The organism is Streptomyces sp. 8N706, assembly GCF_052245415.1.
GTDB lineage: Bacteria > Actinomycetota > Actinomycetes > Streptomycetales > Streptomycetaceae > Streptomyces.
Map to the genome: position 1 here is coordinate 1 of NZ_JBQQBW010000110.1, position 21,052 is coordinate 21,052.

Below are 21,052 nucleotides of genomic sequence, written 5' to 3' on the forward strand. Positions count from 1 at the left end.
AGGAGCGCATCCGGGAACTGCGCAAGGAGGCGGGCACGGTCTTCCTGGTCAGCCACAACAACAAGTCGATCCGGGACACCTGCGACCGGGTGCTGTGGCTGGAGAAGGGCGAACTCGTCATGGACGGGCCCACCGACGAGGTCATCAAGGCCTACGAGAAGGAGACGGGGAAGTAGCCGCCGGGACGTAGCCGCTCTCCGCCGCGCTCGATGACATGGAGGCCCTCGCCGGGCGGACCGGCGGGGGCCTTGCCGCCGCGGTGAACCGCGGGCGAATCCGGCGCGTCCCGGGAGCGTTCGACCGTCACCCGATATTGCCCTGCCCGGGCACCGCCCCCGCGTTTCCGGGCTGCTGTACGGCGTAAGCTGTACCGGGGCTGATTCGCGGCAAGTCGGGCGATACGACTCGGTACCCGCTCCCGATGGCGGACATCGCCGCAGGCGAGCGGGCGGCGTGTCCGAAATAGGATGTTCTGGGTCGGCAGTGTAGAACGGGAGATATGACGGCTATGGCTACGGGTACTCTCCGGCTCCGAGGCATGTGCGCCGTCCCTCGCCCGGGTGCGCCCCTGGCCTCCGGCACGGGCGCCGCGCGAACCTCCGCCGTGATCGCCCCCGCTCCGGCCGCTGTGGCGGGCGTATCCGGGGAGTCCGGCCCGCGGAGCGCCGTGCCGGGCAGGCCCCTGTGACCGCCGGGACGGCCGAGCACACACGGGCCGTACTCGACAAGGCCGCCCGTGAGAACTTCCCCGTCGCACCCCGCTTCCTGCCTCGCGTCTGGCGTGCGGACCTCATGGCGGTCTACGGCTACGCCCGCCTCGTCGACGACATCGGCGACGGCGACCTCGCCCCCGGCGGCACCGACGCCGCGCTGCTCGGGCTCGACCGCGGCCGCGCCGAGGACCGGCTCGCTCTGCTCGATGCCTTCGAGGCCGACCTGCACCGGGTGTTCGACGGCTCCGCCGAGGGCCCGCGCCACCCGCTGCTGAGCGCGCTCAGGCCGGCCGTACGCCGCTGCCGGCTCACCCCCCAGCCGTTCCTGGGCCTGATCGAAGCGAATCGCCAGGACCAGCACGTCCGCCGTTATGCCACCTTCGACGACCTTCTCGCCTACTGCGAGCTGTCCGCCAACCCCGTCGGCCGGCTCGTCCTCGGCGTCACCGGCTCCATCACCCCCGAGCGAGTGCGCCGCTCCGACGCCATCTGCACCGCACTGCAGATCGTCGAGCACCTCCAGGACGTCGCCGAGGACCTCGGCCGCGACCGGATCTATCTCCCCGCCGAGGACATGAAGCGCCTCGGCGTCACCGAGTCCGACCTCGCCGCCCCCACCGGAAGCGCCCGGGTGCGCGGACTGATCGCGTACGAGGCCGCACGCGCCCGGCAGCTGCTGGATGAGGGCGCCCCCCTGGTGGGCAGCGTCCACGGCAGGCTCAAGCTGCTGCTCGCCGGATTCGTGGCCGGCGGGCGCGCCGCGCTGAAGGCGGTCGCCGCGGCCGGCCACGACGTACTCCCCGGACCGCCCAAGCCCACCAAGCTCGACCTCGTGCGCGAGGTGGGGGCGACACTGCGAAGAGAGGGGTGAGCCGGACCGTGGACGGATCCGCACACGTGTCCGCCCCGGTACTCGCTGCGTACAGCTACTGCGAGGCCGTGACGGGACAGCAGGCCCGCAACTTCGCGTACGGCATCAGACTGCTGCCGGCCGACAAGCGGCAGGCCATGTCGGCGCTCTACGCCTTCTCGCGCCGCGTCGACGACATCGGCGACGGCGGCCTCGCCCCGGAGGCCAAGCAGGCGCGGCTCGAGAACACCCGGGCCCTCCTCGCCCGCATCCGCGACGGCCGGATCGACCCCGACGACACCGACCCCGTCGCCGTGGCCCTCGCCCACGCAGCCGGGCGTTTCCCGATCCCGCTGGCCGGCCTCGACGAACTCATCGACGGCGTGCTGATGGATGTGCGCGGCGAGACGTACGAGACCTGGGACGACCTCGAGGTCTACTGCCGGTGTGTCGCGGGGGCGATCGGCCGCCTCTCGCTCGGTGTGTTCGGCACGGTGGCCGCCCCCGGACTCGGCGCGCACGAGGCGGAACGCGCTCCCGAGTACGCCGATACGCTCGGGCTCGCCCTCCAGCTCACCAATATCCTCCGGGACGTCCGCGAGGACGCCGGAAACGGCCGCACCTACCTGCCCGCGGAGGACCTCGCCAAGTTCGGCTGCTCCGCGGGGTTCGGGAGCGTCCTTCCCCCGGCAGGCGCCGACTTCGGCGGCCTCATCCAGTTCGAGGTCCGGCGCGCCCGCACCCTCTTCGCCGAGGGCTTCCGCCTGCTGCCCCTGCTCGACCGGCGCAGCGGAGCCTGCGTGGCCGCGATGGCCGGTATCTACCGCCGGCTGCTGGACCGTATCTCCCGCGACCCGCAGGCCGTGCTGCGCGGCCGTGTCTCCCTTCCGGGGCGCGAGAAGGCGTACGTCGCCGTGCGCGGTCTGTCGGGACTGGACGCCCGGCACATCACCCGCCGGACGGTCCGGAGGCGCGCCTGATGCCGCCGACCCGCGCCCCCTTGACGGGCGTCTGCCCGGTCTGTTCCCCCGGGGCGGCGATGCCCGGGCCCTCATGCCACGGGCCGGGCACGCCCGTTGCCGCCGGGGCACGTCGTCCGGCGGCCGCCGGGCCGACGGCCGGAGGAGCGCCGCACGGTGGCGGACCGGTCTCGTGGCGGGCCTGCTCCGGCGGCGCTGTGCCGGGCTGCGTGCGGGGGAGGCGGATGCCGTACGGTCGCGTGGGGCGGAGCCGCCGGGCCGGTGTCCACAACCGGCGGGCAACCCTCCGTCGGGCGGCCGCGTCGTTGAGGGAGGCGGCTGCCCGCCGTCACCGCCGTGACGCGTCCGCAGGGGAGGACGTATGACACAGGACAGCACACGGCCCGATCCCTACCGCGGCCCGGCGGTGCCCGGCCGGGCGGAGGCGGGGGAGCACAGCGCCACCGTCATCGGCGGTGGCATCGCGGGCATCACCGCGGCGCTCGCGCTCGCCGACTCCGGAGTGCGGGTGACCCTGGTCGAGGGGCGTCCGCGCCTCGGTGGCCTCGCCTTCTCCTTCCGCCGCCGCGGCGCGGCCGGGGAGCTCACCGTCGACAACGGCCAGCACGTCTATCTCCGCTGTTGCACCGCCTACCGCTGGTTCCTCGACCGTATCGGCGGCACCCGGCTCGCCCCGTTGCAGGAGCGGCTGGAGGTGCCCGTCCTCGACGTCGGCCCCGGGCAGGGCCGCCGGCTCGGACGATTGCGCCGCACCGCGCTGCCCGTACCGCTGCACCTCGCGGGCGGCCTCGCCCGTTACCCGCACCTCTCGCTCGCCGAGCGCCTCGGGGTCGCCCGCGCCGCCCTCGCCCTCAAGGGCCTGGACCCGGCCGACCCGGCGCTGGACGGCACCGACTTCGCCGGCTGGCTGCACCGTCAGGGCCAGTCCCCACGCGCTGTCGAAGCCCTCTGGGACCTCGTCGGTGTGGCGACCCTCAACGCCCGCGCAGGCCAGGCCTCCCTGGGGCTGGCCGCCATGGTCTTCAAGACGGGCCTGCTCTCCGAGCCGGGCGCCGCGGACATCGGCTGGGCCCATGTGCCGCTCGGCGATCTGCACGACACGCTGGCCCGCGCCGCGCTCGAACGGGCAGGCGTACGCACCGTGCTGCGGGGCCGTGTCCAGGCCGTCACCCCCGCGCCCGACGGGGGTTGGCACATCGAGGTGAACCACGGTCCGGCCACCGCCGGCCGGCTGCACGCCGACACCGTCGTCCTCGCCGTGCCCCAGCACGAAACCCGCCGGCTGCTGCCCCAGGGAGCCCTCGACGAACCCGAGCGGCTCCTCGGCATCGGCACCTCGCCGATCCTCAACATCCATGTCGTCTACGACCGCACGGTGCTGCGCCGGCCGTTCTTCGCCGCGCTCGGCACCCCGGTCCAATGGGTGTTCGACCGTACGGCCGCATCCGGACTCACCGGCGGCGGCCAGTACCTGGCGCTGTCGCAGTCCGCGGCCCACGACGAGATCGACACCCCCGCCGCCGTTCTGCGCGGGCGCTATCTGCCCGAGATGGAACGACTGCTGCCCGCCGCCCGGGGCACGCGGGTGAGAGACTTCTTTGTCACCCGGGAACGGACAGCGACGTTCGCCCCGGCACCGGGCGTCGGACGGCTCCGCCCAGGGGCCCGTACCCGCGCACCCGGCCTCTACCTGGCGGGTGCGTGGACCGACACAGGTTGGCCCGCGACCATGGAAGGCGCCGTCCGCAGCGGTATCACCGCGGCGCGCGCGGCGCTCTCCGAACCAGGCCGCCCGCACCACAACCCTCCCCCTGCCTTCCGGCCGGGGCATCCGCAGCAGGAGGCGGCATGACGGCGTTTGTACAGGGGACGGAGCCCCGCACCCCCGGGACCACAGGACACCGAGGAGAGACCGTGCCTACCGTGTCCTCGGAGAGTCCTGCCATCGACACCGCGGGCGTGACCGCGCTGCTGGAGCGCGGGCGGACGCTCGCCATCCCGGTGCTGCGCGCCGCGGTGGACCGGCTCGCGCCGCCCATGGACACCGTCGCCGCCTACCACTTCGGCTGGATCGACGCCGCCGGCCGGCCGGCCGAGGGGGACGGTGGCAAGGCCGTACGCCCCGCTCTCGCCCTGCTGTCCGCGGAGGCCGCGGGCGCGCCGCCCGAGGTGGGCATCCCCGGCGCGGTCGCCGTGGAGCTGGTGCACAACTTCTCGCTGCTGCACGACGACCTGATGGACGGCGACGAGCAGCGCCGCCACCGGGACACCGTATGGAAGGTCCACGGGCCCGCGCAGGCCATCCTGGTCGGCGACGCGCTCTTCGCCCTCGCCAACGAGATCCTGCTCGAACTGGGCACCGTCGACGCCGGGCGCGCGACCCGGCGGCTCACCACCGCCACCCGCAAGCTCATCGACGGCCAGGCCCAGGACATCTCCTACGAGCACCGTGAGCGGGTCACCGTCGAGGAGTGCCTGGAGATGGAGGGCAACAAGACGGGTGCCCTGCTGGCCTGTGCCGTCTCCATCGGCGCGGTCCTCGGCGGCGCCGACGACCGGATGGCCGACACCCTCGAGGCGTACGGGTACCACCTCGGCCTCGCCTTCCAGGCGGTCGACGACCTGCTCGGCATCTGGGGCGACCCGGAGGCCACCGGCAAGCAGACCTGGAGCGACCTGCGGCAGCGCAAGAAGTCCCTCCCGGTCGTGGCGGCGCTCGCCGCGGGCGGACACGCATCCGAGCGGCTCGCCGAACTCCTCGCCGCGGACGCCAAGAGCACCGACCTCGACACCTTCGACGAGCAGGCGTTCGCCACCCGTGCGGCGCTCATCGAGGAGGCGGGCGGCCGGGAGTGGACCTCCCAGGAGGCCCGGCGGCAGCACGCGACCGCCGTCGGAGCGCTGGACCGGGTGGAGATGCCCGCGCGGATCCGGGAGCAGCTCGTGGCGCTCGCGGACTTCGTGGTCGTACGGCAGCGATGAACCGCCGTGCGGCGGCGGTGAACCGCCGTGCCGCAGCGATGAACCGCCGTGCGGCGATGGCGATTCGCTGTGCGGCGGCTGACCGCGCTGCCGCGGCGATGAACAACAACCCCATATAGCTCGCAGTCGCCGGCCGGCGCCCTGCCCCCGCAGTACGGGGTCCGGGCGCCGGCCGACGGCAGGCCCCAGCACAGCAGAGGACTCACTGCCCGAAGGGGAAGCCATGACAGCGACGACCGACGGAGGCAGCGGGGCGCTACCGCCCGGTGCACCGGCCACGAGGCCGCCCGGACCGACCACTCCGGCCGGCGGGCCCGCCGGAGCCCCGGGAGCTCCGAGAGCCCCCAGGACTCCCGGCCCCACCGGGACGCGCGACGCGGCCGAGCGGGCGGCCGCCCGCGCCGTACGGAACCTGCTCGACCGGCAGGACGCGCAAGGGTGGTGGAAGGGCGACCTCCAGACCAACGTCACCATGGACGCCGAGGACCTGATGCTCCGCCAGTTCCTGGGCATCAGGGACGTGAGGACCACCGAGGCCGCCGCCCGCTTCATCCGCTCCGAGCAGCGTGAGGACGGCACCTGGGCGACCTTCCACGGCGGACCCGGTGAACTCTCCGCGACCGTCGAGGCCTACGTCGCCCTCCGGCTCGCCGGCGACGAGCCCGGCGCCCCGCACATGGCCGCCGCCTCGGCCTGGGTGCGCGACCGTGGCGGCATCGCCGCCACCCGGGTCTTCACGCGCGTCTGGCTTGCGCTCTTCGGCTGGTGGAGCTGGGACGAACTGCCAGAACTGCCACCCGAGTTGATGTATTTGCCGAAGTGGTTCCCGCTCAACATCTACGACTTCGGCTGCTGGGCGCGGCAGACCATCGTGCCCCTCACCGTCGTCTCGGCTGTACGCCCCGTACGTCCCGCGCCGTTCCCCCTCGACGAACTCCACGTCGTTCCGTCCGGCCCCGGGGGCTCCGCCCGCCCCGTACCGGCGCGACGCAGGGCCCCGGCCAAAGGCTGGGACGGCTTCTTCCAGGGCCTGGACCGGGCCCTGCACGCCTACCACAAGGTGGCCATCCGCCCGTTGCGGCGGGCCGCGCTGGGCAGCTGCGCCCGCTGGATCATCGAGCGTCAGGAGAACGACGGCTGCTGGGGCGGCATCCAGCCGCCCGCCGTGTACTCCCTGATCGCCCTGCATCTGCTCGGCTACGACCTGGACCACCCCGTGCTGCGCGCCGGGCTGGAGTCGCTGGACCGTTACGCCGTATGGCGCGAGGACGGCAGCCGGATGATCGAGGCCTGCCAGTCGCCGGTCTGGGACACCTGTCTGGCCACCATCGCACTGGCCGACGCGGGCGTACCCGCCGACGACCCGGCGCTGGTGAAGGCCGCCGACTGGATGCTGGCCGAGCAGGTCGTACGCCCCGGGGACTGGTCGGTGCGGCGGCCGGGACTCCCGCCGGGCGGCTGGGCGTTCGAGTTCCACAACGACAACTACCCGGACATCGACGACACGGCCGAGGTCGTTCTGGCGCTGCGCCGCGTACGGCATCCCGACCCGGTACGGGTCGAGGCCGCGATCCGGCGCGGGGTGCGCTGGACGCTGGGCATGCAGTCGAGGAACGGCGCCTGGGGAGCCTTCGACGCCGACAACACCAGCGCCTTTCCCAACCGGCTGCCGTTCTGCGACTTCGGCGAGGTCATCGACCCGCCGTCCGCGGACGTCACCGCGCACGTCGTGGAGATGCTCGCCGGTGAGGACCGGGCACTCGACGGCCGCACCCGGCGCGGTGTGCGGTGGCTGCTGGCCGGACAGGAGGAGAGCGGAGCCTGGTTCGGCCGCTGGGGCACCAACTACGTCTACGGCACCGGCTCCGTCGTCCCGGCGCTGGTGGCCGCCGGGCTTCCTGCCTCGCACCCGGCGATCCGCCGCGCCGTCGGCTGGCTGGAGAGCGTCCAGAACGACGACGGGGGCTGGGGCGAGGACCAGCGCTCGTACCCCGACCCCGAGTGGATCGGCCGCGGCGCGTCGACCGCCTCGCAGACCGGCTGGGCGCTGCTCGCTCTGCTCTCCGCCGGTGAGCGGGACGGGCGTGCCGTGGAGCGCGGGATCGCATGGCTGGCCCGGACGCAGCGCGAGGACGGCACCTGGGACGAGCCGTACTTCACCGGCACCGGCTTTCCCTGGGACTTCTCGATCAACTATCACCTCTACCGGCAGGTCTTCCCGCTCACGGCCCTCGGCCGTTATCTGTACGGGGTCCATGGCACCGGCGCCGGGGCCGTCGGGGCGGCCGCCGGGCCGCCAGGGGGTCTCCGGACCGATCCGCAGGCGCCCTGATGGCCCCGGCCCCCGGCGGCGGACCCCTGGTGATCGCCTGCGCCCTGGGCATCGAACGCTTCGCGCTGCGCAGCGGCGACCGTAGTGGTGCGACCGGACCGCTGACCGTACTGCGCACCGGAATGGGCCCGCACGCGGCGGAGCGCACGGTGCTCCGCACGCTGCGCGACGACCCGGTGAACCGGGGCGCCGCCGTGATCGCCACCGGCTTCTGCGCCGGTCTCGCCTCCGGGATGCACCCCGGCGACCTGGTCGTCGCCGACGAGACACGGGACGCCGAGGGCCGGATCGTCTGTACGGGGACCGGTGTGCTGGTCGAGGCGCTCGCCGGGCTCGTCCGGGACCGCCCCGGGTGCGCCATCCACAGCGGCCCGCTGACCGGCTCCGACCATGTGGTGCGGGGGGCGGAGCGGGCCGAGCTGCGGGCGGCGGGCGCCATCGCGGTGGACATGGAGTCCGCGGCCACCCTGCGCAGCGCCACACGGGTACCCCGGGACGGGGGCCGCGGGAGTCACGGGCACCGCCCGGTTGCGGCCGTACGGGTGGTCGTGGACGCTCCTGAGCATGAGCTAGTCCGTATTGGGACACTTCGCGGTGGAATATCAGCTTTCCGCGTACTGCGTGCTGTCCTTCCGGCTTTCTTCGAATGGCACCGTTCTCTGTTGCTCCCCTGGAGGTGAGCTAGATGGCCATGCCGCTCCGTCAGTCCATCCGCGTCGGGACGTATCTCGTCGAACAGAAGATCCGGCGGCGGGAGAAGTTTCCGCTGATCGTCGAGCTCGAACCACTGTTCGCCTGCAATCTCAAGTGCGAGGGCTGCGGAAAGATCCAGCATCCGGCCGGTGTGCTGAAGCAGCGCATGCCGGTCGCCCAGGCGGTCGGCGCCGTGCTGGAGTCCGGCGCGCCGATGGTGTCCATCGCGGGCGGCGAACCCCTGATGCACCCGCAGATCGACGAGATCGTCCGGCAGCTGGTGGCCAAGCGGAAATACGTCTTCCTGTGCACCAACGCGCTGCTCCTCCGCAAGAAGATCGACAAGTTCACCCCCTCGTCGTACTTCGCCTTCGCGGTGCACATCGACGGGCTGCGCGAGCGGCACGACGAGTCCGTCGCCAAGGAAGGGGTGTTCGACGAGGCGGTGGCGGCGATCAGGGAGGCCAAGCGCCGGGGTTTCCGCACCACCACCAACTCGACGTTCTTCAACACCGACACGCCGCAGACGGTCGTCGAGGTGCTCAACTACCTCAACGACGACCTGATGGTCGACCAGATGATGATTTCGCCTGCCTATGCCTACGAAAAAGCCCCCGACCAGGAGCATTTCCTCGGGGTCGAGCAGACCCGGGAGCTGTTCAGGAAGTCCTTCGCGGACGGCAACCGCCGCCGCTGGCGGCTCAACCACAGCCCGCTCTTCCTGGACTTCCTGGAAGGCAAGGCGGATTTCCCGTGCACGGCCTGGGCGATCCCCAACTACTCACTCTTCGGCTGGCAGCGGCCCTGCTACCTGATGGCGGACGGCTACGTGCCCACGTACAAGGAGCTGATCGAGGAGACCGACTGGGACGCCTACGGGCGCGGCAAGGACGCCCGCTGCGCGAACTGCATGGCGCACTGCGGCTACGAGCCGACCGCTGTCCTCGCCACCATGGGATCCCTCAAGGAATCCCTGCGGGCGGCACGCGACACCGTCGGCGGAAACCTCAGGTGACGTTGACCGCGGTCCGAACCGCCGCAGCGCCGCCCGCAGTTCCTCGCCACACACCGGCGAGGAGAGGCCCCGGCCGGCCTCGCGCTCACCCCGGCGCCGACACACCCTGGCCGGCCGCGCTCGGCAAGGCCAGGACCGCGGACGGTCGGCGCCTCCCCGGCAGGCCGGGAGTGGCCCACGGTCATGAGGAGAGTGATGCATGACATCCGCTGAGTCCATCGGGTCCGAGGAGCCGACCGAACCCGACGGCACGGCCCCGAAGGGCTTCGACCTGGGCAAGCTGCTGGCCGAGCGCGGCGCCGAGCGATACGACCTGCACGCCCGGCACCTCAACCACCAGCTGCCGCGCATGCTGCACACCATCGGCTTCGACAAGGTGTACGAGCGGGCCGAGGGCGCCTACTTCTGGGACGCCGACGGGCAGGAGTACCTCGATATGCTCGCCGGCTTCGGCGTGATGGGACTCGGCCGCCACCACCCGGTCGTACGCAAGGCCCTCCACGACGTCCTCGACGCCTCACTCGCCGACCTCACCCGCTTCGACTGCCAACCGCTGCCCGGTCTCCTCGCCGAGCGTCTGCTCGGCCACGCCCCGCATCTGGACCGGGTGTTCTTCGGCAACAGCGGTACGGAGGCGGTGGAGACCGCGCTGAAGTTCGCCCGCTACGTCACCGGGCGGCCGCGGATCCTCTACTGCACACACGGCTTCCACGGGCTGACCACCGGCTCGCTCTCCGTCAACGGTGAGGACGGCTACCGCGACGGCTTCGGCCCGCTGCTGCCCGACACGGCCATCCCCCTCGGCGATCTCGGAGCCCTGGAGCGGGAGCTGGAGCGCGGGGATGTCGCCGCACTGATCGTCGAGCCGATCCAGGGCAAGGGGGTCCACGCCGCGCCTCCCGGCTTCCTGCTCGCCGCCCAGCGGCTGCTGCACCGGCACCGGGCGCTGCTGATCGCCGACGAGGTGCAGACCGGTCTCGGCCGGACCGGGGACTTCTTCGCCTATCAGCACGAGGAGGGCGTCGAACCCGACCTGGTGTGCGTCGCCAAGGCGCTCTCCGGCGGGTACGTCCCGGTCGGCGCCACCCTCGGCAAGGACTGGATCTTCAAACAGGTCTACTCCGCGATGGACCGCGTGCTGGTCCACTCCGCCAGCTTCGGAGCCAACGCCCAGGGGATGGCGGCCGGGCTCGCCACCCTCGCGGTGATGGAGGACGAGGGGATCGTCGCCAACGCCCGGCACACCGGTGACCTGCTGCGCTCGCGGCTGGCCGCGCTCGTGGACCGCTACGAGCTGCTGCACGATGTCCGCGGCCGCGGGCTGATGGTCGGCATCGAGTTCGGACGGCCGGCGTCGCTCGTTCTGCGCAGCCGCTGGGCGATGCTCCAGGCCGCCCGCAAGGGCCTCTTCGCACAGATGGTGGTCGTACCGCTGCTGCGGCGCCACCGCATCCTCACCCAGGTCTCCGGGGACCGTATGGAGGTGATCAAGCTGATCCCACCGCTGATCATCGGCGAGCGCGAGGTGGACCGTTTCGTCGATGCCTTCACCGACGTCATGGACGACGCCCACAGCGGAGCGGGGCTGCTGTGGGACTTCGGCCGCACGCTGGTGAAGCAGGCGGTCGCCCAGCGGTGACTGTTTGCCCCCTAGGCAAACAATTTGCCCGTGGGGCGGGGCTCTGGCTCAATCGGCGCCCCGCCGCTCAGCCGGTGACGCTCAGTCGCTGACGAGGAGACGCTCGCGCAGCCGCTCGCGGTCCGCCGGGCCGAACTTCAGCCCCTTGCCGAGGTAGTCGTCCACCGTGCCCCAGACCTCCTCGATCGTGGCGAAGGCCGCGTGCAGATACTCGGTGCGGGCGTCGAAGAGGGGGCTCAGCAGCTGCCTGACCTCATCGGACATGGGGGCTTCGGAGTTGTCGCTCCGGCGGATCTGGTAGCGGCGGTGGGCGGCGTTGCTCGCCAGGTAGTCGGTCTCGATGGCGTCCCGTTCGACGCCCAGGGCCAGCAGCGTCACGGCGACCGACAGACCCGCCCGGTCCTTCCCCGCCGCACAGTGCATCAGCGCCGGAACGCTGTCCTCGGCCATCGCATGCAGCACCCGGCTGTGCTCCGCGGTACGGGTCCGGATGATCTGGCGGTAGGTACGGGTCATCCTGGCCGCCGCCTTGCCGTCGCCGAGCCCTGTCCGCAGCTCGTCCAGCTGGCCGTCGCGCACCATCTTCCAGAACTCGGCACCGTGCGCCGGGTCGGTCAGCGGGATGTTGACATGGCGTACGCCCGGCAGCGCGACGTCCGGACCCTCGAGGGCCACATCCGCGGAATTGCGGAAGTCGAAGATGGTGTGCAGACCGAGTGAGCCCAGGATCTCGGCGTCCTCGGAGGTTGCGCTCGCCAGGTGGCCGCTACGGTAGAGGGCACCCTCCCGGACGCGCCTGCCGTCCACGGTCGGCAGTCCGCCGACGTCACGGAAGTTGCGCACGCCCGAGAGCTCGGGTTCGGTCGACGGGGCCTGCGGGACCTGCGGCGTCTGCGTCACGGGCGCTCCTCGCGGTCGGCCGTCGACGCGGCCCGCCGACGAGGTGACATGTCGACGATACGATATTGATTGCTGGGGCAACCAAGCCGGTGACAGCGGTTCCCCTCCGTGTCACCGACGTCGGCGCGGTATCGGCACCTCGGGGCGCGTATCCGATGCGCTCCGGCCGGACCGTCCTGCCGCACGAACAGCGGGGGCATGGGGGCGGGCCGTTGCGCCGAGTGGTGGATGAGACGCACGCCACGTCTGACCAGCGGCGAATTACGGTCGCGTAAGTAGCCGGTCGAGGTGAATCATGTGCCGACGTGGCAGATGATTCGACATCCTTCACCAGTGGCGTCATCGGGTCGTACACGGCCGTCGGGGACAGCTTCACCGAGGGCGTCGGCGACCCCGGCCCCGGCGGCGTGTTCATCGGCTGGGCCGACCGTCTCGCTGTCCTCCTCTCCGATCAGCGCCCCGGCTCCGCACGTCCGGGAGGCTCCGCTCCCGGGGACTTCCGCTACGCCAACCTGGCGGTCCGCGGCAAGCTGCTCGACCAGATCGTCGACGACCAGCTGCCGCGCGCCAAGGAACTCGGTCCCGACCTCGTGAGCTTCTGCGCGGGCGGTAACGACATCCTCCGGCCGGGCAGCGATCCCGACGATGTGGCCGAGCGCTTCGAGGCGGCGGTCGCCGATCTCACCGGCTCCGTCGGCACCGTGATGGTCTGTACCGGCTTCGACACCCGCGGTGTGCCGGTGCTCCGCCATCTCCGCGGCAAGATCGCCACGTACACGGCCCATGTACGGGCCATCGCCGACCGCTACGACTGCCCGGTGCTGGACCTGTGGTCGTTGCGCTCCGTACAGGACCGGCGTGCCTGGGACGCCGACCGGCTGCACCTGTCGCCGGACGGGCACACCCGGGTCGCTCTGCGGGCCGCCCAGGTCCTCGGGCTCCCCGTACCGGCCGACCCCGACCAGCCCTGGCCACCGGAGCCGCAGCGGGGCGCCGCCGAGGTGCGCCGGGACAACGTCCAGTGGGCGCGCGAGCATCTGGTGCCGTGGATCGGACGGCGGCTGCGCGGTGAGTCGTCGGGGGACCATGTGGAGCCCAAGCGCCCGGACCTGCTGCCGCTGTAGCGCTGTGCCCCGCCCGGCGCTTCGGCGTCGGTGGGGCGGGGTCGCGAGGCCGCCGGAACGCGTGCGCGAAGTGCGCGGGCCGTCGCGGTGGCCGAGGTGCGCGAGGCCGTCGGGGTGGGGGACGTGCGCGAGGCACCGGGAGGGACGGGACGTGCTGTGAGGCCCTACGGGGCCGGGGACGCGCGCGGCCCTCGGGAGATGCCCGGCGGAAGCGGCCGTTCCCTGCGTGCCGGGCGGCGGTCAGCGGCTCACTGTCGCCGGTGCGGACCGTGGGGGGCCGGACAGCAGGCCAGTTCGGCCCAGACGACATGTCCCCGGCCGTTCTCTCCCGGCCGTACGCCCCACTCCTCCGACAGCGCGTCGACCAGCAGCAGACCGCGTCCGCTCTCACCGTCCACATCACCCGACCCGGGGTGGGGCTCGGTGGCGGTGCAGCCCTCGTCCGTCACCTCCACGCGCAACCGCGCCCCGAGGACCCGCAGTTCGCAGCCGATCTTCTCGCTGTCGGTGTGGCGCACGGCGTTGGTGACCAGTTCGGAGACGATCAACTCGGCACTGTCACGGCACTCTTGGTCGGCTCCCCAGGCGCGCAGCCGCTCCAGGGTGCGTCGTCGTGCTTCGGCGACGGAGGTGCGCAGCGCCGGCAGCTGGAACGCATCCTGGCGCTCCACGGCGAGACAGCCGCCGTGGTCCGCTAACCGGAGAACGTCATGGAAGGAAGCCACTCCGTAACTATGCGCGCGCCGACTCACGTATGGCAAGGTTCAATCTGTAATTTGCAGAAACGTTTGGGACAGTCTGTCGACACAACTGACGGCATGACACACTGCGTCTTGTGACGACAGTTGGAGAGGAACGGTAGTGGCGGACACGCGGCCCGGCGGCGCCCCCACCGTCCTGCGCATGGTGCTGGGCAAGCGCCTGCAGGACCTCCGGGAGAAGGCAGGACTGTCCTATGAGGAAGCGGGCCGGGCGCTCGACGTCACGCACGCCACGATCCGCAGGATGGAGAAGGCCGAAGTCGGCCTGAAGATCCCGTACGTCGAGAAGTTCCTTCTCACCTACGGCGTCACCGAAGAGGAGGAACTCGAGGGTTTTCTGTCCCTGGCACGGGAGGCGAACCGGCGCGGCTGGTGGTACCGCTTCCGCGATGTTCTGCCCGAGTGGTTCAGCGCGTTCGTCAGCCTGGAGGGCGAGGCCAACCTCATCCGGGCCTACGAACCGCACTACGTCCCCGGGCTGCTGCAGACACCCGGCTACGCCCGGGCGGTGCTGCGCGCCGGAATGCCCCATGCCGCGGACGACGAGATCGACCGCCTCGTCGCCCTCCGCATCGAGCGCCAGAGCCTGTTGACCAAGGCTGCCGCGCCGCTGCTGTGGGTCGTCATCGACGAGACGGTGCTGCGCCGGCCCATCGGGGGGCCCGGCGTCATGCGGGAGCAGGTGGACCGGCTGATCGACGCCTCGTCGATGCCGAACGTACGGCTGCAGGTCATGCCGTTCGCCGCAGGCCCCCACCCGGCGATGTACGGGCCTTTCCATATCTTCCGGTTCCCCATCCAGGAGCTCCCGGACATCGCCTACACGGAAAGTCTGCTGGGCGGCGTCTACTTCGACCAACGCGACGACGTCTCGGCGTTCCTGGAGGCTCTGGACCGGATGTGTGCGCAGGCCCCGCCGGCCCACACCACAGAGGGCTACCTGGGTGGAATGCGCAAGGAGATCTGACCAGATGGGTCGCATATACAACGGCATGCCGGCCAAGGACCTCGGTACCGAGGGCTGGCACAAGCCGTGGAGCGGCGGCAACGGGGGAAGCTGTCTCGAGGCCATGAAGCTGAGTGACGGCAGGGTGGCACTGCGCCAGTCGACGGATCCGGACGGACCCGCCCTGATCTACACCCACCACGAGATCGAGACGTTCATTCAGGGCGCGAAGGCCGGCGACGCCGACTTCCTGCTGGCATGACGGGGATTGAGCACCGAAGGGAGAGCGGCGTGACCGATCAGGGTTTCTCCGCCGAGGAGATAGACACGAGCAGGCCGCACCCTGCCCGGATGTACGACTACTATCTGGGTGGCCGGGACAACTACCAGGTGGACCGCGAGGCCGCGGAGCGTGTCGTCGCCGAGATCCCGGAGATCCACGCCGCGGCGCGGATGAACCGGGCCTTCCTCGAACGGGCTGTCCGCTTCGTCGTGGAGCGCGGCATGCGCCAGATCATCGACATCGGGACGGGCATCCCCACCTCGCCCAACCCCCATGAGATCGCCCGGGAGATCGCGCCGGACGTACGGGTCGCGTACATCGACAACGACCCCATCGTCGCCTCGCACGCGGGCGCGCGACTGGTCGGCACCCCGGACACGGGGTTCGCCCTGGCCGACGTCCGCAAGCCCGAATCGATACTGGAGCACCCGACGGTCCGGGAGCTGATCGACTTCGACCGGCCGGTGGCCGTGCTGCTGGCGGCCGTCCTGCACTTCGTCACGGACGAGGAGGCCCCGGCCCGGGTCGTCGCCACCCTGAGCGAGGCGCTGCCCGCCGGCAGCCATCTGGTGCTGTCCCACGTCACGACGGACTGCCACCCCGGCGGCATCCCCGGGGTCCTCGAGGTCTACGAGAACGCCACCGCCACACTGAACCCGCGCTCGCACGCCGAGATCCTGCCGTTCTTCGAGGGGTTCCGGGTGCTGGAACCCGGGCTGGTGCAGGTGCCGCTGTGGCGGCCCGACAGCTCACCCCCACCGGCCGGTGCCCTCAGCGGGATCGGGTTCTACGGCGGGGTCGCCGTCAAGGACTGAGGGCGCCGCCGGGCGGGCCCCGGTACCCGCGCACTGCGGGCCGGCGCCGCTGCCCGCCGGACCGGAGGGCTCCGGTCGGCGCGGCTGCGGTGTGGCCCGGTGGCCCGGTCCGGTGGCCACCGGTATCTGCCACGGTGTGGCCGGTGGCCGGTGGCCGGTGTCGCGAGGGCTTCCGCCGGTCGGACGTCGTGGCGTGCGCCACGACGTCGGGCCCGCCGGGTGCGCGTCGGCCCTCGCGTCCGGGTCCGGCATCTCAGCACCCTGCCCGAAGGGAGAGGCAGCGCAGGTCAGCGCGGTGATGTCACATTTTTGGGGTGCTGTTCCGTCCTGGATGGTGACAGCACACACAACGCATCCCACGGAGGCCCCCATGGCCCGCATCTCCCTCGACCCTCCCCGCACGCTCCTCGTCCGCCTCGCCGAGTGGTACTCCCGCCGGACCTACGGCAAGGTCCTCGACCCGGTCCACGCCCTCGCCCACCACCCGGGCGTCCTCACCGCCGACGCCCGCTTCGAGCGGTCGATCGCCCGGTGGGACAAGCTCGACCCGGGTCTGAAGGCCCTCGCCCTGATGGCGACGTCCGCCGCCATCGGCTGCTCGTGGTGCCTGGACTTCGGCTACTGGGAGAGCCGCCGGCACGGCATGGACCACCGTAAGCTGCAGGAAGTGCCGATCTGGCGGCAGAGCGACGTCTACACTCCGCTGGAGCGTGACGTCATGGAGTACGCGGAGGCCGTGACCGCGACTCCGCCGACCGTCGACGACACACTCGTGGACCGGCTCCGCGAGCATCTCGGAGAGGCCGAACTGGTGGAACTGACCGCGATGGTGGGGGTGGAGAACCTGCGCTCGCGGATCAACACGGCGCTCGGCCTGACCAGCCAAGGATTCAAGGACACTTGTGACATCCCAGTACCGAACTGATCCCAGTCCCACAGGCCCTGACGGGTCCGGTGAGCCGCCGTACGACGTCCTCGTCGTCGGCGGCTCCGGAGTGGACACCGTCGTACGCGTGGACGCGCTGCCCGTGCCGTACGCCGACTCCTACGGCGTGCCGCCGATCCGCGAGTGGGCCGGACACACCGGCACCGGTGTGGCGCTCGGCTGCGCCGCGCTCGGACTGGCCACCGGTTTCCTCGACTTCGTGGGGGACGATCCGCAAGGGGCGCTGGTGCGCGAGCGGCTGGCCGGCAGCACGGTGCGCTTCCACCCGCTGGTCTCGCCGTACGGCACCCGCCGCGCGGTGAATCTCGTGGACGCCGCCGGCCGCCGCAGCTCCTTCTACGACGGCCGCGACCCGCTGGATCTGCGGATGCCGCCCGAGCACTATCTGCCGCATCTGCGGCGGGCCCGCCATGTCCATCTGTCGATCATGCACTTCGCACGCTTCCTCTACGACGATCTGGCGGCGCTCGGTGTCCCCGTCTCCACCGATCTGCACGACTGGGACGGACTCACCGACCACCACCGGGAGTTCGCGCTCCGTTCCGACCTCGTCTTCCTCAGCGCCGCCGGGGCGGGGGAGCGGCTCGCCGGAGTGATGCGGGAGATCCTCGGCGAGGGCCGTGCGGAGGCCGTGGTGGCCACCGCCGGTGCGGGCGGCGCGTACCTGCTGACCCGGGACGGCGGCAGCTCGCCGCGGCACATCCCCGCGGCCGTGCCGCCCGGCCCGGTGGTGGACAGCAATGGTGCGGGCGACGCCTTCGCCTCCGGCTTTCTGTACGGGCGGCTGGCGGGCCGCGATCTGGAGGAGTGCGTACGGCTGGGCGCGGTGGCGGGGGCGTACGCCTGTACGGCCGAGGGCACCCACACCGCGCTCATCGACGCCCCGGCGCTCGAACGCGGCCAGGAGGAAGGCGTGGCGGTCACGGGGGCGCGGTAGGCCCCGCTCCCGACCGCGGACGAATACGGCCCGGTTCCGTAGCGACGCGCGGCCCGGGCCCGCACCGACAGAGCACGAGGCCCGGGGCCCGTACGGACGGAGCGCGGCCCGAGGCCCTACGGCCCGCAGGGGAAGCCTCCCCGCGGGCCGGTGGTCATCCCTGGCCGAGCCAGAGGTCGGGGCCGAAGACCTCGTAGTGGATGTCGGCCGCGGGGACGCCCCCGTTCAAGGAGCTGTGTGCGCACCGCGCGCAGGAAGGGGAGAGGACCGCAGAGGTAGGCGGTGGTCCCCGGCGGCAGGGCGACGGTGGTGAGGTCGACCAGGCCGGTGCGGTCGGTGGGCCAGGGAGTGTCCGGGTGCTCGTACCAGACATGGGCGCTGCCGTCGTGAAGCTTCGCCACGAGCTGGTCGAGATCGGCCCGGAGGGCGTGGGAGCTCTGGCTGCGGTCGGCGTGTACGGCGATGACCCGGCGCCGTGACTCCGTCGCGACGAGGTGGCCGAGCATGCTGATCACGGGCGTGCACCCGATGCCGGCGGAGGCGAGGAGGACGGGGCCCTCCCCGTCGAGCATGTCGAGGGTGACGTCGCCGAAGGGAGCACTGACCCGGAGGGTGTCGCCTTCGTGCACGTGCTCGTGCAGATGGTGGGAAACCTCGCCGTCGGGTGTGCCGTTGACCTTCTTGACGGTGAACTGCAGGCCGTCGGCCTGGGTGCCCGACAGGCTGTACTGGCGTATCTGGCGTGCGCCGTCGGGGAGTTGGACCTGTAGGGACACGTACTGCCCCGGGCGGAACGGCGGGGGCGGTGAGCCGTCGGCGGGGCGGACGAGGAAGGTGGTCGCGTCCTCGGTCTCCGGGCAGCGGCCCATGACGCGGTAGTCGCCCCAGGTGTCACCGTCCGGGGCGCCGGCTTCGGCGTAGAGCTGGGCCTCGATGGCGATGAGGGCCTGCGCCATCAGCCAGTAGACCTCGTCCCAGGCCGCGGCGACCTCGTCGGTGACCGCCTCGCCCAGTACCTCGGCGATGGCCGCGAAGAGGTGGGTGTGCACGATCCGGTACTGGTCGCGGGTGACGCCCAGTGAGGCGTGCTTGTGGGCGATGCGTCGGAGCATCGTGTCGGGCCGGACGTCCGGCTGCTCCAGCAGCGCCGAGGCGAAGGCGGCGATGGCCCCGGCGAGGGCCTGCCGTTGCGCGCCGTTGGCCTGGTTGCCCCGGTTGAACAGATCACGCAGCAGCTCGGGGTGGGCGGCGAAGAGCTTGTCGTAGAACAGCGTGGTGATCTCGCCGATGGCGCCGCTCACGGCGGGCAGGGTGGCGCGGATCGTTCCGGCCGACTTCTGGGACAGCATCACCGGGCTCCAAATTGGTATCTGAGATTCGTGTTTTTTGGCGTGCGGCGGCCAGGTCCGGGTGGCGGGGTGGACGCCGGGTCAGGTCGTCGTGGGGCGCGGTGGCAGGCCCAGCAGAACCGGCCCGGTCGGGGTGGCCACCAGGTCCTCGACGGTGATCGGGTCGAGCGAGGCGTAGAAGGCTTCCTGGGCCGTTCGCAGGGCGTGGCGCAGGCGGCAGGCCGATCGCAGCGGACAGGGCGGATCCTCTTCGCAGCCGACCACGTCGCCCACGCCTTCCAGCGCGCGGACGAGGCGGCCGAGCGAGCCGGTGCGCCCCGCCGGGGTGAGTGTCAGGCCGCCGCCACGGCCGCGCCGGGCCTCGACGACGCCGAGGCGCTGCAGCCGGGTGGCGACCTTCGCGGCATGGCTGTACGGCACGGCGACGGCGTCGGCCACCTCGCGGGTGGTCGGGGCGCTCTCCTCGTCCAGCACCGCCAGGCGCATGGCGATACGCAGTGCCAGGTCGGTGCTCTTGGTCAGTCGCACGAGAGGATCCTAGCTAATGCGAATCTCAGATTCTGATTTTGGGGGCTGTGGGACATCTCATACCAGCCGTCAGCGGGTGGCGTACACCGTGGCGCACGGGCCGTCGGTCACTCACCACCCCGCGTACGGAGGGGAGTTGCGCCGCTGCGGCGACGCGTCGGGGGTGAATCCGCCCCGCCGGTCCGCGCACCGCGTCCGGTCGCGCCCCCGGCGGGGCGGGATGCCGGTGAAACGCTCAGCCCTCGGAGGCGATCGGTCCGGAGAACTCGTTGCCGAGCTGCGACATGAGGTCGCCGAACTCCTTGTCGCTGATCGTCTCGCGAAGAGTGACGAGCACTGCGCGGACACCGCGGTCGGCTTCCTCGTTCTTGAGCATGTTGCGTTCGGCCACGCGCGTCACGGTCTCGTCCCAGCCGAACGGCTCGATGTCCTCGGTCGCGCCCCGGCGTACCGACGCCGCCAGCGCCTCCGGCAGCTCCGTCGTCAGGTCCTGCGCCTCGCCCGCGCTGAGCCGGTGGGCGAGCGTCTCGAGCGTGGCGCGCGTGAGGTCCGCCGCTTCCTGCCGCGACAGGCCCGTACGCTCCGACACCGCCCGGATGAATTCCTTCTCTTCCACGCGCCGTACTCCTTTGCCGGTCGGAAAACTGCTGGTCGGAAGGGAGCGCTTGCCTTTCGACCAGCCTGCCATGCGGCCGCCGGGCCCGCGCGGTCACGCCGCTGCGACGGTGGGCGTCCACGGCGAGCTGTTCCGCCGTCCCCGCACCGAAGCGGCACCCGGCGCTGTTCATCTGCCCGGATGGCCGGACGTGAATCAGCGGCGGGCGCCGCTCAGGTGCGGGGACGCCTGGGGCGCATGGACGAAGCCCCCGGCGGGTCACCGTACGGTGCGGCTGCCGAGCGGCGAGATGCCGGTGCGGAAGGTCCGTTCGGCGGAGGAGCCCGTTGGCACCTCGGGGTCCGGTGAAAAACCGTGTGCGGCGGGTCCGCACCGCGCGGGAGACTCGGGCATGGCATGGATCATGACGGAGGACCTCGACGTATTCCTGGCCGCGGCGGACGGCTTCCTGCGGACGCGCCCGACCCAGCACACCGTGCTGCTCTCGGTCACCGCGTCGCTGCGAGCCGGTCGGCGGTTAGGGCGTGTTTCGAAAGTAGCGCCGTCCGCCCGAAGGGCGGGGGTCGCGGCGGCTGGTGCGTGCGATCGCAAGGCGGAGGGTCGTCCTCGTACTGGGCGTACTCGGACGAGCCCGACAACGCAG

At 71.9% G+C, this 21,052-nt stretch carries 18 protein-coding genes and 2 pseudogenes; 15 read left to right on the forward strand and 5 right to left on the reverse strand.

Annotation, left to right across the window (positions count from 1 at the left end; translation table 11 throughout):
- From ACTWQE_RS28260 to ACTWQE_RS28300, 9 genes and pseudogenes are all read left to right on the forward strand, one after another.
- A pseudogene (locus tag ACTWQE_RS28260) lies at positions 1-176 on the forward strand (ABC transporter ATP-binding protein); the annotation flags it as partial.
- Positions 177-684: 508 nt separating this feature from the next.
- Positions 685-1,584, forward strand: coding sequence for a squalene synthase HpnC (hpnC, locus tag ACTWQE_RS28265; protein WP_443331898.1), 900 nt, complete (start codon positions 685-687; stop codon positions 1,582-1,584).
- On the forward strand, positions 1,581-2,543 hold the full coding sequence (hpnD, locus tag ACTWQE_RS28270; protein ID WP_443331899.1) for a presqualene diphosphate synthase HpnD: 963 nt from the start codon (positions 1,581-1,583) through the stop codon (positions 2,541-2,543). Before hpnC ends, hpnD begins: the two co-directional genes overlap by 4 nt.
- A gap of 361 nt (positions 2,544-2,904) precedes the next feature.
- Positions 2,905-4,395, forward strand: coding sequence for a hydroxysqualene dehydroxylase HpnE (gene hpnE / locus ACTWQE_RS28275; RefSeq protein WP_443331900.1), 1,491 nt, complete (start codon positions 2,905-2,907; stop codon positions 4,393-4,395).
- Positions 4,392-5,525 carry a polyprenyl synthetase family protein gene (locus ACTWQE_RS28280; RefSeq protein ID WP_443331901.1) on the forward strand — a complete coding sequence of 378 codons (1,134 nt, stop codon included), beginning with the start codon at positions 4,392-4,394 and terminating at the stop codon, positions 5,523-5,525. The genes hpnE and ACTWQE_RS28280 overlap by 4 nt, the downstream gene beginning before the upstream one ends.
- 223 nt (positions 5,526-5,748) lie before the next feature.
- Positions 5,749-7,857 carry a squalene--hopene cyclase gene (gene shc, locus ACTWQE_RS28285; protein WP_443331902.1) on the forward strand — a complete coding sequence of 703 codons (2,109 nt, stop codon included), beginning with the start codon at positions 5,749-5,751 and terminating at the stop codon, positions 7,855-7,857.
- The gene (locus ACTWQE_RS28290) at positions 7,857-8,537 is read left to right on the forward strand and encodes a phosphorylase family protein (RefSeq protein ID WP_443331903.1); all 681 of its coding nucleotides are present in this window, start codon (positions 7,857-7,859) and stop codon (positions 8,535-8,537) included. The genes shc and ACTWQE_RS28290 overlap by 1 nt, the downstream gene beginning before the upstream one ends.
- 5 nt (positions 8,538-8,542) lie before the next feature.
- Positions 8,543-9,565, forward strand: coding sequence for an adenosyl-hopene transferase HpnH (gene hpnH / locus ACTWQE_RS28295; RefSeq protein WP_443331904.1), 1,023 nt, complete (start codon positions 8,543-8,545; stop codon positions 9,563-9,565).
- A gap of 199 nt (positions 9,566-9,764) precedes the next feature.
- On the forward strand, positions 9,765-11,204 hold the full coding sequence (locus ACTWQE_RS28300; RefSeq protein WP_443331905.1) for an aspartate aminotransferase family protein: 1,440 nt from the start codon (positions 9,765-9,767) through the stop codon (positions 11,202-11,204).
- Positions 11,205-11,285: 81 nt separating this feature from the next.
- Here ACTWQE_RS28300 and ACTWQE_RS28305 read toward each other — a convergent pair whose 3' ends face one another.
- Positions 11,286-12,104 carry a tyrosine-protein phosphatase gene (locus ACTWQE_RS28305; RefSeq protein ID WP_443331906.1) on the reverse strand — a complete coding sequence of 273 codons (819 nt, stop codon included), beginning with the start codon at positions 12,102-12,104 and terminating at the stop codon, positions 11,286-11,288.
- A 305-nt stretch (positions 12,105-12,409) separates the two neighbouring features.
- Here ACTWQE_RS28305 and ACTWQE_RS28310 point away from each other — a divergent pair, with 305 nt between their 5' ends.
- A complete protein-coding gene (locus ACTWQE_RS28310) occupies positions 12,410-13,228 on the forward strand; it encodes an SGNH/GDSL hydrolase family protein (RefSeq protein WP_443331907.1) in 819 nt (272 codons plus the stop codon).
- A gap of 248 nt (positions 13,229-13,476) precedes the next feature.
- Here ACTWQE_RS28310 and ACTWQE_RS28315 read toward each other — a convergent pair whose 3' ends face one another.
- Positions 13,477-13,953 (reverse strand): ATP-binding protein, encoded by a 477-nt coding sequence (locus tag ACTWQE_RS28315; protein WP_443331908.1) that lies wholly within the window; start codon positions 13,951-13,953, stop codon positions 13,477-13,479.
- A 178-nt stretch (positions 13,954-14,131) separates the two neighbouring features.
- Here ACTWQE_RS28315 and ACTWQE_RS28320 point away from each other — a divergent pair, with 178 nt between their 5' ends.
- From ACTWQE_RS28320 to ACTWQE_RS28340, 5 genes are all read left to right on the forward strand, one after another.
- Positions 14,132-14,956, forward strand: coding sequence for a helix-turn-helix domain-containing protein (locus ACTWQE_RS28320; RefSeq protein WP_443331914.1), 825 nt, complete (start codon positions 14,132-14,134; stop codon positions 14,954-14,956).
- A 4-nt stretch (positions 14,957-14,960) separates the two neighbouring features.
- On the forward strand, positions 14,961-15,197 hold the full coding sequence (locus ACTWQE_RS28325; protein WP_443331909.1) for a DUF397 domain-containing protein: 237 nt from the start codon (positions 14,961-14,963) through the stop codon (positions 15,195-15,197).
- 29 nt (positions 15,198-15,226) lie between these two features.
- Positions 15,227-16,033, forward strand: a complete 807-nt coding sequence (locus ACTWQE_RS28330; protein ID WP_443331910.1) for an SAM-dependent methyltransferase — start codon at positions 15,227-15,229, stop codon at positions 16,031-16,033.
- A gap of 370 nt (positions 16,034-16,403) precedes the next feature.
- Positions 16,404-16,958: a carboxymuconolactone decarboxylase family protein gene (locus tag ACTWQE_RS28335; protein ID WP_443331911.1), complete on the forward strand. Its 555-nt coding sequence runs from the start codon at positions 16,404-16,406 to the stop codon at positions 16,956-16,958.
- A 70-nt stretch (positions 16,959-17,028) separates the two neighbouring features.
- Positions 17,029-17,916: a carbohydrate kinase family protein gene (locus ACTWQE_RS28340; protein ID WP_443331915.1), complete on the forward strand. Its 888-nt coding sequence runs from the start codon at positions 17,029-17,031 to the stop codon at positions 17,914-17,916.
- A gap of 154 nt (positions 17,917-18,070) precedes the next feature.
- Here the strand turns inward: ACTWQE_RS28340 and ACTWQE_RS28345 are convergent.
- From ACTWQE_RS28345 to ACTWQE_RS28355, 3 genes and pseudogenes are all read right to left on the reverse strand, one after another.
- A pseudogene (locus ACTWQE_RS28345) lies at positions 18,071-19,265 on the reverse strand (globin domain-containing protein).
- A gap of 81 nt (positions 19,266-19,346) precedes the next feature.
- On the reverse strand, positions 19,347-19,793 hold the full coding sequence (locus tag ACTWQE_RS28350) for an RrF2 family transcriptional regulator (RefSeq protein ID WP_443331912.1): 447 nt from the start codon (positions 19,791-19,793) through the stop codon (positions 19,347-19,349).
- 235 nt (positions 19,794-20,028) lie between these two features.
- A complete protein-coding gene (locus ACTWQE_RS28355; RefSeq protein WP_443331913.1) occupies positions 20,029-20,409 on the reverse strand; it encodes a DUF2267 domain-containing protein in 381 nt (126 codons plus the stop codon).
- Positions 20,410-21,052: the final 643 nt, after the last annotated feature.